Source organism: Photobacterium sp. 1_MG-2023, from assembly GCF_030547945.1.
In the GTDB taxonomy this organism is placed as follows: domain Bacteria; phylum Pseudomonadota; class Gammaproteobacteria; order Enterobacterales; family Vibrionaceae; genus Photobacterium.
Window position 1 is genome coordinate 48,090 of sequence record NZ_JAUORR010000020.1, and the last position, 12,458, is coordinate 60,547.

Sequence of the window (12,458 nt, forward strand, 5' to 3'; positions counted from 1 at the left end):
TACAAACGTGATTAACGAGATTAAAACTGATGCGCAAACGCGCATGGAAAAAAGTGTTGAAGCACTGAAAACTCAACTGGCAAAAGTGCGTACTGGTCGTGCACATCCAAGTTTGCTGGACGGTATTCAGGTGGAATACTACGGTTCGAACACGCCGCTGCGTCAGGTAGCGAACGTGATTGCTGAAGATGCACGTACCCTGGCGATCACTGTCTTTGACAAAGAGCTGACGCCTAAAATTGAAAAAGCAATCATGATGTCTGACCTGGGTCTGAACCCATCTTCTGCGGGTACTGTGATTCGTGTACCACTGCCACCGCTGACCGAAGAGCGTCGTAAAGATCTGGTGAAGGTTGTTCGTGCAGAAGCTGAGCAAGGCCGAGTTGCTGTCCGTAACATCCGTCGTGATGCGAACGCAGACGTGAAAGCGTTGCTGAAAGATAAAGAAATTTCAGAAGATGATGACCGTCGTGCACAAGACGACATCCAGAAGCTGACGGATGCGGCGGTGAAGAAAATCGATGCCATTCTGGAAGCGAAAGAAAAAGAGTTGATGGAAGTTTAAGGTTCGCCTGACTTCAGAACAACAAGTAAGCTCTGAAGCGCTGTGCGTGCAGCACGGCGCTTTTTTGTTGAGGGAAATGTATGGCAGAGCCTACAACCAACACTGAGTGGTATGCTCAGAAGCTGCCTAAGCACGTTGCCATCATCATGGATGGGAATGGACGCTGGGCCAAAGCGAAGGGCAAGGCGCGGGTGTTTGGCCATAAAGCCGGTGTGGAAGCCGTACGTAAAACTGTCTCTGCTGCAAGTCGTCTTGGCATTCAGGTTGTGACCCTGTTTGCATTCAGTAGCGAAAACTGGCGTCGTCCGGAAGATGAAGTCTCTTTATTGATGGAGCTTTTTCTGACGGTACTGGGCCGCGAAGTTAAGCGTCTGCACAAGAATAACATTCGCCTGAAAATCATTGGCGATACCAGCCGTTTTAGCCAGCGTCTGCAAGATAAAATCCATGCTGCAGAATCGCTGACCGCGAACAATACCGGAATGGTCCTGAACGTGGCTGCCAATTATGGCGGACAATGGGACATTATTCAGGCTGCGCAGTCGCTCGCCCGTGACGTGGCGGAGCAGGGACTGACGCCTGACGCTATCACTGAAGACATGCTGGCCGATCGCTTATCGACCCATGGCCTGCCCGATGTCGACCTGCTCATTCGAACCAGTGGTGAATGCCGCATCAGCAACTTTATGCTGTGGCAAACTGCCTACGCCGAATTGTACTTTACCCCGCTGCTCTGGCCGGATTTCGATGAAGATACATTTTCCGAAGCCATTGCCTGGTTTATGGATCGGGAACGCCGCTTTGGCTGTACAGGCGAACAAATCAAACTGTTATTGAATCGCCAGTAACGGAAATCAGGTGGCGGAAACTGGAATCCCGCTGCCATTCTGATGACAAGCTCGTAGCTTGTTGGATTGCGACCAAGCAAGATATTGCTGAGAAGCGACAAAGATAAATTATAACGAGAGGAACAAGCTTGCTTAAGCAACGAATTTTGACTGCATTGGTTCTGGCTCCGATTGTGATTGCCGGAATCTTCCTGTTACCTTTTTCGGGATTTATGCTGGCACTAGCCGGGATTACACTGGCCGGTTTCTGGGAGTGGACCCAGTTTGTGAATACGCGCTCCCGCGTGTTGGCGATGGTACCACCGGCATTGATCCTGCTGGCTTCCTGTTTTGTGTTGCCCACAGATGCCATGGCGTTGGGGGCTTTGACAACATCCCATCACACCATGCTGACCGTGGGAGGCGTCTGGTGGCTGCTGGCTTGCCTTCTGGTGGTGACCTATCCAGAAAAGTCCGGTTTCTGGACGCGCTCAACCCCACTCCGATACTGTTTTGGTCTGCTGACCCTGATCCCATTCTTCTGGGGTGTCCTGATGCTGCGTGCGGTGAACTATGCTGAAGCGCCTTTTTATGGTGCTAAATTAGTGATGCTGGTGTGCCTGATGGTTTGGGCGGCTGACAGTGGCGCATACTTTGCGGGGAAACGCTTTGGCCGTCGTAAAATGGCGCCGAAAGTCAGCCCGAATAAGACGCTGGAAGGTCTGGCGGGGGGGGTGTTGCTGGCCGTGATTGTTGCCTGGGGCGCTGCCGAAGTGCTGGGCATTCCTTTCCATGGTGCTGGTGCGCTGCTGGCGACCGTCGTCCTGACTGTGATTGCTTCTGTCTTTGGCGATTTAGTGGAAAGTATGTTCAAGCGTGTTTCAGGAATTAAAGACAGCGGACAGATCTTACCGGGCCATGGTGGTATTCTTGACCGAATAGACAGCCTGACGGCCGCATTGCCGGTGTTTGCATTGCTCTATCTCTGGCTGATTTGATGCCTGATTCGGGGGAAGCGGGTAACCACTTCCCCCGTTTTGATTTTGATAGTTTACTTGATTCGAGAGTCTGAGATTCGTCGCATCAAGTAGACAAGCAATATTTGGATGACTGCTGATTTGAGCGGTCTTCGTGAAGTAGTGAAACTATGCGTAAGTTAACCATTCTGGGAGCGACAGGGTCGATTGGCTCCAGCACCTTATCTGTCGCGGCAACAAATCCTGAACAATTTGACATTGTGGCGCTGGCGGCTGGCAGCGACAGTCGGAAAATGTTTGCCCTGTGCTGCCAGTGGCAGCCGAAGTATGCAGTAATGGCTTGTGAGTCGGCAGCCAAAGACCTGACCCAGCGACTGTCGGCTGAAGGTGTGAAAACACAGGTCCTCTCTGGTGAAGCCGGGCTGTGCCATGTTGCGGCATTGGAAGAAGTGGATACTGTGATGGCTGCCATCGTCGGCGCAGCCGGACTGTTACCTACCATGGCGGCAGTGAAAGCCGGAAAACGCATTTTGCTGGCGAATAAAGAAGCGCTGGTGATGTCGGGCCAGCTGTTTATTGATGCCGTTGAGAAATATGGTGCGGAAATATTACCGGTTGATAGTGAACATAATGCGATTTTTCAGTGTCTACCCTTAGACGTGCAGCAAAAACCGGGCCGGTGTGATCTGACGAAAGCCGGTGTCAGTAAGATTTTGTTAACCGGTTCAGGTGGCCCTTTCCGTTACACTGATGTACGTGAACTGGATGAGGTGACGCCGGAAATGGCCATTGCTCATCCAAACTGGTCCATGGGACCGAAGATTTCTGTGGATTCGGCCACTATGATGAATAAGGGGCTGGAATATATTGAGGCGCGCTGGTTGTTCAATGCTTCTCGTTCGCAGCTTGAGGTACTGATTCACCCGCAGTCTGTGATTCATTCCATGGTGCAGTATAAAGATGGTTCCGTGTTGGCTCAGATGGGATTACCTGATATGCAGACGCCAATCGCATATGCGATGGCTTACCCTGAGCGCGTGGGTACCCGTGTCTCGCCGCTTGACTTTACCAAGGTGGGTGAGTTTACATTCATCGAGCCGGATATGTCGCGTTACCCATGTCTGCAGTTGGCGATTGATGCGTGTTACAGTGGCCAGGCTGCGACAACAACACTGAATGCCGCAAACGAAATGGCTGTGGCGGCGTTTTTGGCAGGAGAAATCCGTTTTACCGACATTGCCCGTGTAAACGAGCAGGTTTTGGCCCAGGCCGATATGACAGAACCGCATAGCCTGGATTGTGTGCTCGCATTAGATGCCGCAGCACGCCAGCTGGCACAGCAAGTGATTCAGAAGGTAGCGAAATGATGGGAATTTTGTGGAATTTGGGTGCCTTTCTGGTTGCATTGGGCATTCTGATCGCGGTACATGAATTCGGACATTTCTGGGTTGCGCGCCGTTGCGGCGTGTATGTGGAACGTTTTTCCATCGGTTTCGGCAAGGCCTTATGGCGTCGAGTCGATAAGCAGGGTACAGAATTTACGCTGGCGATGATTCCGCTGGGTGGCTACGTGAAAATGCTCGACGAGCGGGTGGATACCGTTCCTGAGGAACGTCGTCATCAGGCATTTAATAATAAAGCACTCTGGCAGCGCAGTGCGATTGTTGCTGCCGGACCGATTGCCAACTTTGTGTTCGCTATTTTTGCATACTGGGTTGTGTATCTGATTGGCGTCCCTGCTGTAAAACCTATGATTGGCGAAGTTGCACCGCAGTCCATCGCCGCACAGGCAGGGATTGAATCCGGCATGGAACTTAAGTCGGTTTCCGGTATCAAAACACCGGACTGGGAATCGGTCAATATGGCGATGATTGGTCATATCGGGGATGATGTCATGACCCTGACCGTTGTTCCGCCGGATGAGTCCTATGAAGAAACCTTGCGGTTGGACTTACGGGACTGGTCGTTTGATCCGGAAAGTGAGCGTATACTCACAACTTTGGGGATCACGCCGTTTTCACCGCCGATCACTTTGGAGATAGGCCAACTGGTGGATAAGGGTGCAGCCCAGAAGGCTGGTTTTGCTGTGGGTGACACGATTGTATCCATCAATGACCAACCGATTGTGAGCTGGGAGCAGGTGGTTGATATCATTCGTTCCAACCCTGAGGTTGCGCTGAAGGTTCAGCTCAATCGGGCAGGAGAGCAGATTGAGGTGTCGCTGACACCGAAAACAAAAGAACTGTCCAGCGGAGAGCTGGTGGGCTATGCCGGATTTGCACCTGTTGTGGAAGCCTGGCCGGCTGATCAGCGTTTTCAGCTGAAGTACGGACCTTTTGAAGCAATTGGCCAGGCAACGGAGAAAACCTGGCAACTGGTGACACTGACCTTCGACATGGTGACCAAGCTGGTGACCGGTGATGTGGCACTGAAAAACCTGAGCGGGCCGATTTCTATCGCGAAAGGCGCAGGTACAACGGCTGACTATGGCATTGTGTACTTTTTAGGGTTTCTGGCCTTGATCAGCGTCAACCTGGGGATTGTGAACCTGTTGCCGCTGCCGGTACTGGATGGTGGTCATCTGCTGTTCTTCGCAATCGAAGCAGTGACCCGTCGTCCGGTTTCGGAGCGTATTCAGGAGATTGGCTATCGTCTGGGTTCTGCGATTTTGGTCGTTTTGATGGCTGTCGCGCTTCTCAATGATTTTACCCGCCTTTAATAAGTGCGTATTTAGCAAGGAATAATCAGAACAGTAATGGCGATGAAGAAACTGTTAGTCGCATCCCTCTTGCTTGGCAGCAGTGTGGCACATGCGGAAGAATTTGTGGTGGACGATATCCGCTTTGAGGGACTACAGCGCGTCGCGTTAGGTGCGGCGTTGCTGAAAACGCCGGTCAGAGTTGGCGACACTGTCGATGAACGAGATGTTGCGGATATGATTCAGGCATTGTTCGCTTCGGGTAACTTTGAAGATATTCAGGTTTTCCGGGACAACAATGCACTGGTCGTGAAAGTGATTGAACGTCCGACCATTGCCAGCATTACGTTTTCAGGCAATAAAGCCATTAAAGACGAGCAGCTTCAGGAGAACCTGAACGCGTCGAAAATTCGTGTGGGTGAAGCGCTGGACCGGACGACACTGAGCAAGATTGAAAAAGGTCTGGAAGACTTTTATTACAGTGTCGGAAAGTACAATGCCAGTGTGAAAGCGGTCGTCACACCGTTACCACGAAACCGTGCTGACCTGAAGTTCGTCTTCACTGAAGGGGTTTCTGCAAAAATTCAGCAGATCAACTTCATTGGCAATACCGTGTTCAGTAACGAAGAACTGCGGGACAAATTCAACCTGCAGGCTGATGTGCCTTGGTGGAACTTTCTGGCGGATGAGAAGTATCAGAAGCAGGTTCTGGCCGGGGATCTGGAAACACTTCGCTCCCAATACCTTAATAATGGCTACCTGAAATACAAGCTGCAATCAACGCATGTCTCGATCTCACCCGACAAGAAAGGCGTGTACATCACGTTGAATATTGACGAAGGTCAGCAATACACCGTCAAAGGGGTGAAATTCCGCGGAAATCTGGTCGGTGAGCAAGGCGAGCTGGCGGGTTTGGTGACCTTTAAAGACGGCGATATTTACAATGGCGCCAAAGTTACTGCGCTGGAAGAGTCGATCAAACGTCGTCTGGGTGAACTGGGCTATGCCTACCCGCAGGTCAACACGATTCCGGAATTTGATGATGAGAATCAGCAAGTTTCTCTGCTGGTAAATGTCGAACCGGGTAAGCGGATCTATGTTCGTAATATCTCGTTCTCGGGGAATACCTCGACGAAAGATGAAGTGCTGCGTCGTGAAATGCGGCAGATGGAAGGCAGCTGGCTGAACTCGAAATCGATTGAGCGAGGCAAGGAACGTCTGAACCGGACCGGATTCTTTGAAACGGTCGATGTGCAGACTGTTCGTGTGCCGGGTACTGAAGATCAGGTAGATGTTCAGTACAAGGTAAAAGAAGCCAACGCCGGTAATATCAACTTTGGTGTGGGCTATGGTACGGAATCCGGTGTGTCTTTCCAGGCCGGGATCCAGCAGGATAACTTCCTGGGGACCGGGAACCGGTTCGGCATCAGCGCCATGATGAATGATTACCAGAAGAACGTCAGTGTCGAATACCGCGACCCGTACTTCACGCTGGATGGCATCAGCCTGGGCGGAAAGGTTTACTACAACGAATTCGAAGCTTCAGACGCGAACATTTCGGACTATACCAACCAGAGTTACGGCGCCAGTCTGACCTGGGGTTTCCCTTATGACGAACTGAACTTCTTTGAATTCGGCGTCGGTTACGACCACAATAAAATCTCGAATACCGAAGAGTATTACCAGATTGAAAAATTCAAGCGTATTCATGACTTTGACGAAGCCAATACTTCCATCGAACTGGATGATTTTGACTGGTCGGTTTCCTGGACGCGCAACAACCTGAACCGGGGCTTCTTCCCGACCGCCGGTAATCATCAGCGGGCAACATTCCGGATGACGATTCCGGGTTCTGATGCCCAATACTTCAAAGCTCAGTATGACGTACGTCAGTACTTCCCGCTGACTGAGGATCAGGACTTTACTTTGTTGCTCCGCGGTCGTCTGGGCTATGGTAATGGTTACGGGACAACAGATAACGGCAGTGATCAGCTGTTGCCGTTCTATGAAAATTTCTATGCGGGTGGTTTTTCGACCCTGCGTGGTTTCCGGTCGAATACCGTCGGCCCGAAAGCGGTGTACGTCGGGGGGTGTGACACAGGTAGTAGTATCGGCGGTAATAATAGCTGTGCGACCGGATCGGACGATGCAGCAGGGGGTAATGCGGTCGCTCTGGCGAGTATGGAGCTGATCGTACCGACCCCATTTGCTTCGGATGAAGCCAGAAACCAGATTCGAACCAGCTTGTTTATTGATGCTGGTAATGTGTGGGACACCGAATACGATTTGACCGGTGAAGACGGTGAGTTTTTGTATGATTACTCCGATCCTTTCCTGATCCGGGCTTCCTATGGTGCTGCACTGCAGTGGATGTCGCCGATGGGACCGCTGGTCTTCTCGGTGGCGAAACCACTTAAGAAATACGATGGCGATGACGAGGAATTCTTCACATTTACCATCGGACGCACATTCTAACCCTTGAAGGAGAGAGCTTTTGAAACAGTGGATTAAAGCAGCCGGCTTTGGCCTGATGGTGATGTCATCTTCCATGTACGCTCATACTGCTGCGGCAGCAGAGAAAGTTGGCTATGTCGCAACGGCACAGGCGATGGCGCAACTGGCTCAGCGTTACAATGTGAAAGACAAGCTGCGGAACGAGTTTCAGGGCCGTATCACTGAACTGCGCACACTGGAAACGAACATCAAGTCGAAGCTGGATAAACTCAAGCGCGACGGTGAATTGATGAGCGCCAGTGACAGAGGCAAGCTGCAGAACGAGCTGCAGACGCTGGATGGCCAGTTCAAACAAAAAGCACGGGCATTGCAGGAAGATCAGGCCCGTCGTGGTGCTGAGGAACAGCAGAAGCTGGCGCAAAAACTGCGTACAGCGATTCAGGATGTGGCAAAACGCGAAGGATATGACATGATCGTTGATGGTCAGGCAATCCTGTTTGCCAATCCAAAAGATGATCTGTCTACAAAAGTACTGTCTGCGGTGAAGTAATCCCGTCTACGCACTGTCACAGGTGAGACTCAATCGTTGCGCCAGCGGGCCAAAACTCGCTGGCGCATCTGGTAGGGTCTGCCGGGACCCAAAATGACAGTATTATGTGAACATTGTTCAAATTATAAACGTTCCTGCGCTTACACTTTGCATTGTCTCGTCCACCGCAGATAATAAGGTGCAGTGACGTATAAAAACGAAAGAATAAGGTAAACAATGGCTGCATTGACGCTTGCTGCATTAGCAGAGAAATTAGGTGCGGAGCTGCGCGGTGACGCAGACGCGGAAGTCACCGCAATCGCAGGACTGGGACAGGCAGCTCCCGGTCAGATCACTTTCCTTTCCAGCAGTAAATATCGCCAGCATTTGAAAGATTGTCAGGCGACAGCGGTCATGCTGAAAGCCGAAGACGCTGAGTTCTTCGGTGGTAATGCCTTGATTGTTCAAGACCCTTATCTGTCTTACGCCAAAGTTGCACAGATTCTGGACAGCACACCGGCCAGCGCGACAGAGATTGCCCCTTCTGCTTACATTGCTTCTGATGCTGTGGTTGGCCAGGGTGTGGCTGTGGGCCACAACGCCGTGATTGAGTCGGGTGTTGTGTTGGGCGACAATGTTCAGATTGGTCCGGGGTGTTTCATCGGGAAAAATGCTCAGATTGGTCACCGTACCAAACTGTGGGCCAATGTCAGTATTTACCACAACGTGGTTCTGGGCGATGACTGTCTGGTTCAGTCGGGTACCGTGATTGGCGCAGATGGTTTCGGTTATGCCAATGATAAAGGCCGCTGGGTGAAAATCCCGCAGTTGGGCGCGGTTCGCGTGGGCGACCGGGTTGAGATCGGGGCTTGTACCACAATCGACCGGGGGGCCCTTGAAGATACCATCATTGCTGATGGTGTTATTATTGATAATCAGTGCCAGATCGCGCATAACGTCACCATCGGCGAAAACACTGCTATTGCAGGTGCGACTGTGATGGCTGGCAGCCTGAAAGTCGGTAAACACTGCTTCATCGGCGGGGCCAGTGTGTTCAATGGCCACATGGAAATCACGGATGGGGTGACTGTCACCGGGATGGGGATGGTCATGCGCCCAATTACTGAACCGGGTGTGTATTCTTCCGGCATCCCGCTTCAGACGAACCGGGAGTGGCGTAAAACAGCCGCACGGGTACTGAAAATTGAAGATATGAATAAGCGCCTGAAATCTGTAGAGAAAAAACTCGAAGAAGAAGGTAAGTAACCGTTTTTGAATGTTTCTGCGCCGTGGGACGGGGGCGACGTTGACAGACGTTTCGCAATTTCTCAGATCGCCGCGGTGCTTTGTTCACTTTTTAGACAGGAATGCAGTTTTGACTAGCGAGAACAAAACGCTGAATATCACCGAGATCCAGGCTCTTCTTCCACACCGTTATCCGTTTCTGATGGTTGATAAGGTTGTAAACTATGAAGAAGGCAAAACGCTGACAGCGATTAAAAACGTTTCTGTTAACGAGCCGCAGTTCACCGGCCACTTTCCGAAAATGCCTGTTTTCCCGGGCGTACTGATTCTGGAAGCGATGGCACAGGCGACTGGGCTGCTTGCATTTAAAACCTTTGGTGCGCCAGCGGAAAATGAACTGTATTACTTTGCCAGCATCGATAATGCAAAATTCCGCAAGCCAGTAGGTCCTGGGGATCAACTGGTGATTGAAGTCGAATTCCTGAAAGAACGTCGTGGCATTGCAATGTTCAATGGCGTGGCGAAAGTAGACGGCGAAGTCGTATGTTCGGCTGAGCTGAAATGCGCAAGACGAGAGTTTTCATGATTCACGAAACTGCAAAGATCCATCCGTCTGCAGTCATTGAAGACGGCGTGAAGATCGGTGCCAATGTGACGGTCGGTCCATTTACTTATATCGGCAAAGATGTCGAGATTGGTGATGGCAATGAGATCATGTCTCATGTTGTGATCAAAGGTCCGACAACCATTGGTCAGGACAACCGGATTTTCCCTTATGCCATCGTCGGCGAAGAGTGTCAGGACAAGAAATACAACGGAGAGCCAACCCGTCTGGAAATCGGTGACCGCAATGTGATTCGCGAAAGCGTACAAATCCATCGTGGCACGGTTCAGGATAAAGGCGTGACCATTGTTGGCAACGACAACCTGCTCTGTGTGAACGCACACGTTGCGCACGATGTTGTGATTGGCGATCACACCCACATCGGGAATAACTCGATTCTGGGTGGCCATGTGACGGTTGGCAATCATGCCGGCGTGATGGCACTGTCCGCGATTCATCCGTTCTGTACTGTGGGTGCGTACAGCTATGTGGGTGGTTGTTCTGCCGTGGTTCAGGATGTTCCGCCGTATGTGCTGGCTCAGGGCAACCACGCGACACCGTTTGGTCTGAATCTGGTCGGCCTGCAACGTAACGGGTTTGAAAAGCCTGAACTGCATGCATTGCGTCGTGCCTACAAAGAAATTTACCGTTCCGGCAAAACTCAGGCAGAAGTCAAACCTGTTCTGGAAGAAATGGCCAAAGACTGGCCATCCGTTGGCTTGTTCCTGGATATGCTGAATACGACCACGCGTGGAATTATTCGCTGATATGACGAAGCCACTTCGAATCGGAATTGTCGCCGGGGAGATCTCCGGCGATATTTTAGGCGCTGGCTTTATTGAAGCTGTCAAAGCCCGTTATCCGGATGCATCGTTCGTCGGGGTTGCCGGTCCGCGTATGCAGGCGCTGGGCTGTGAAGCCTTATTTGATATGGAAGAGCTGGCCGTGATGGGGATCGTCGAGGTCGTCGGTCGTCTGCCCCGCCTGTTCCATATCAAGGGAGAGCTGGTGAAGTATTTCACCGACAATCCACCGGATGTGTTCGTCGGCATTGATGCCCCGGACTTCAACTTGCGCCTGGAGCGCGATCTGAAACAGAAAGGGATCAAAACTGTCCACTACGTCAGCCCGTCTGTCTGGGCCTGGCGGCAAAAGCGTATCTTTAAAATTGAAGCGGCCACCAATCTGGTGCTGGCTTTTCTGCCATTTGAAAAAGCCTTTTACGACAAGTTCAGGGTGCCCTGTGAGTTCGTGGGTCATACCATGGCCGATGCGATTCCGCTGGAAACTGACCGCGCGGCAGCGCAGGAAAAATTGGGTCTGGATCCGAATATACGCTGGCTGGCGGTATTACCGGGCAGCCGTGGCGGTGAAATGAGCTTACTGGCTGAACCTTTCATCGAAACATGCCAACGCCTGAAGGCGACATACCCGGAGCTGGGTTTTGTGGTTGCGTTGGTCAATGCAAAGCGCCGGGAGCAGTTTGAGGCAGCCTGGAAAAATACAGCGCCGGATCTGAACTTTGTTCTGGTCGACGACACCGCGAGGGATGTGATGACAGCCTCTGATGCCGTCCTGCTGGCGTCCGGTACGGTGGCACTTGAATGTATGCTGGTGAAACGTCCGATGGTGGTTGGCTATAAGGTCAAACCGCTGACGGCCTGGCTGGCGAAACGAATGCTGAAAACCAAGTATGTATCTCTGCCCAATATTCTGGCTGACCGTGAATTGGTGCCTGAGTTGTTACAGGAAGACTGTGTGCCGGAGAAACTGGCCGCAGCAGTCGAGCAAGCCTTGTCTTCAGACAACAGTGCCTTGCTGACTGAATTTACCCGCCTGCATCAGCTGATTCGGTGTGATGCTGACAGACAGGCCGCTGATGCGGTCCTGAAGCTGATCGGAAAATAACCCCATCATGGCCGGCAGAACGGTCGGCCTGAGTGAATTCCAAAATGCAATACGAACCATTTGTTTACCCTGAAGCTAACCTGATTGCTGGCGTGGATGAAGTCGGTCGCGGTCCGCTGGTTGGCGCTGTGGTGACCGCTGCGGTGATTCTGGATCCGGCGAATCCGATTGAAGGGTTAACCGACTCCAAAAAGCTGAGCGAGAAAAAACGCCTGGCGCTGTTTGACGAAATCAAAGCCAAAGCATTGAGTTGGTCGCTTGGTCGTTGTGAGCCAGTTGAAATTGATGAACTGAATATTCTGCAGGCCACGATGGTTGCCATGCAACGCGCCGTGGCGGGTTTGTCCATTCAGCCTGATTATGTGCTGATTGATGGCAACAAAGTGCCTCAGTTGCCCATGACAGCTCAGGCGGTTGTGAAAGGCGATTTACGGGTTGCCGAAATCAGTGCCGCTTCGATTCTGGCAAAAGTCACCCGGGATCGCGAGATGGAAGCATTGGATGCCCAACATCCGGAATACGGCTTTGCCCAGCATAAAGGGTATCCGACCAAGGCGCATTTTGCTGCGCTGGAGCAGTTCGGTGCCATTGATGAACACCGGAAAAGCTTCAAGCCAGTTCGAGAGCGAATTGCACAAAATTTGAAGTAAC

12 protein-coding genes are annotated in these 12,458 nt (G+C 51.7%); all 12 read left to right on the forward strand.

Translation table 11 applies throughout. The features are described 5' to 3' along the window. Window positions 1-7 precede the first annotated feature (7 nt). The 12 genes from frr to rnhB all read left to right on the forward strand — a co-directional run bounded on the left by frr (window position 8) and on the right by rnhB (window position 12,457). Window positions 8-565 (forward strand): ribosome recycling factor, encoded by a 558-nt coding sequence (gene frr / locus Q4579_RS16345; protein WP_036755937.1) that lies wholly within the window; start codon window positions 8-10, stop codon window positions 563-565. 80 nt (window positions 566-645) lie between these two features. Next, window positions 646-1,413, forward strand: a complete 768-nt coding sequence (locus Q4579_RS16350) for an isoprenyl transferase (RefSeq protein ID WP_303565650.1) — start codon at window positions 646-648, stop codon at window positions 1,411-1,413. A gap of 128 nt (window positions 1,414-1,541) precedes the next feature. After that, complete coding sequence (locus tag Q4579_RS16355) at window positions 1,542-2,390, forward strand: phosphatidate cytidylyltransferase (protein WP_303565651.1); 849 nt, start codon at window positions 1,542-1,544, stop codon at window positions 2,388-2,390. A gap of 149 nt (window positions 2,391-2,539) precedes the next feature. Then, window positions 2,540-3,736: a 1-deoxy-D-xylulose-5-phosphate reductoisomerase gene (gene ispC, locus Q4579_RS16360; protein ID WP_303565653.1), complete on the forward strand. Its 1,197-nt coding sequence runs from the start codon at window positions 2,540-2,542 to the stop codon at window positions 3,734-3,736. After that, window positions 3,733-5,088 (forward strand): sigma E protease regulator RseP, encoded by a 1,356-nt coding sequence (rseP, locus tag Q4579_RS16365; protein WP_303565654.1) that lies wholly within the window; start codon window positions 3,733-3,735, stop codon window positions 5,086-5,088. Before ispC ends, rseP begins: the two co-directional genes overlap by 4 nt. Window positions 5,089-5,124: 36 nt before the next feature. Continuing rightward, on the forward strand, window positions 5,125-7,542 hold the full coding sequence (gene bamA / locus Q4579_RS16370) for an outer membrane protein assembly factor BamA (protein ID WP_303565655.1): 2,418 nt from the start codon (window positions 5,125-5,127) through the stop codon (window positions 7,540-7,542). 19 nt (window positions 7,543-7,561) lie between these two features. Next, entirely contained in the window at window positions 7,562-8,071 is a 510-nt protein-coding gene (locus Q4579_RS16375) for an OmpH family outer membrane protein (RefSeq protein ID WP_211646136.1), read from the forward strand. A 216-nt stretch (window positions 8,072-8,287) separates the two neighbouring features. Next, entirely contained in the window at window positions 8,288-9,316 is a 1,029-nt protein-coding gene (gene lpxD, locus Q4579_RS16380; RefSeq protein WP_303565657.1) for a UDP-3-O-(3-hydroxymyristoyl)glucosamine N-acyltransferase, read from the forward strand. Window positions 9,317-9,425: 109 nt separating this feature from the next. After that, window positions 9,426-9,881, forward strand: coding sequence for a 3-hydroxyacyl-ACP dehydratase FabZ (gene fabZ / locus Q4579_RS16385; RefSeq protein ID WP_211646134.1), 456 nt, complete (start codon window positions 9,426-9,428; stop codon window positions 9,879-9,881). Further along, complete coding sequence (gene lpxA, locus Q4579_RS16390) at window positions 9,878-10,666, forward strand: acyl-ACP--UDP-N-acetylglucosamine O-acyltransferase (RefSeq protein WP_211646133.1); 789 nt, start codon at window positions 9,878-9,880, stop codon at window positions 10,664-10,666. Before fabZ ends, lpxA begins: the two co-directional genes overlap by 4 nt. A 1-nt stretch (window position 10,667) precedes the next feature. Further along, complete coding sequence (gene lpxB / locus Q4579_RS16395; RefSeq protein WP_303565658.1) at window positions 10,668-11,807, forward strand: lipid-A-disaccharide synthase; 1,140 nt, start codon at window positions 10,668-10,670, stop codon at window positions 11,805-11,807. Window positions 11,808-11,851: 44 nt separating this feature from the next. Continuing rightward, complete coding sequence (gene rnhB, locus Q4579_RS16400; protein ID WP_303565662.1) at window positions 11,852-12,457, forward strand: ribonuclease HII; 606 nt, start codon at window positions 11,852-11,854, stop codon at window positions 12,455-12,457. Window position 12,458: the final 1 nt, after the last annotated feature.

Excerpts from the sequence above, each read along its gene's own strand:
- ispC (WP_303565653.1), top strand. The coding sequence starts at position 2,540 with ATGCGTAAGTTAACCATTCTGGGAGCGACAGGGTCGATTGGCTCCAGC.
- Q4579_RS16350 (WP_303565650.1), top strand. The coding sequence starts at position 646 with ATGGCAGAGCCTACAACCAACACTGAGTGGTATGCTCAGAAGCTGCCT.
- rnhB (WP_303565662.1), top strand. The coding sequence starts at position 11,852 with ATGCAATACGAACCATTTGTTTACCCTGAAGCTAACCTGATTGCTGGC.
- lpxA (WP_211646133.1), top strand. The coding sequence starts at position 9,878 with ATGATTCACGAAACTGCAAAGATCCATCCGTCTGCAGTCATTGAAGAC.
- lpxD (WP_303565657.1), top strand. The coding sequence starts at position 8,288 with ATGGCTGCATTGACGCTTGCTGCATTAGCAGAGAAATTAGGTGCGGAG.
- lpxB (WP_303565658.1), top strand. The coding sequence starts at position 10,668 with ATGACGAAGCCACTTCGAATCGGAATTGTCGCCGGGGAGATCTCCGGC.
- bamA (WP_303565655.1), top strand. The coding sequence starts at position 5,125 with ATGGCGATGAAGAAACTGTTAGTCGCATCCCTCTTGCTTGGCAGCAGT.
- rseP (WP_303565654.1), top strand. The coding sequence starts at position 3,733 with ATGATGGGAATTTTGTGGAATTTGGGTGCCTTTCTGGTTGCATTGGGC.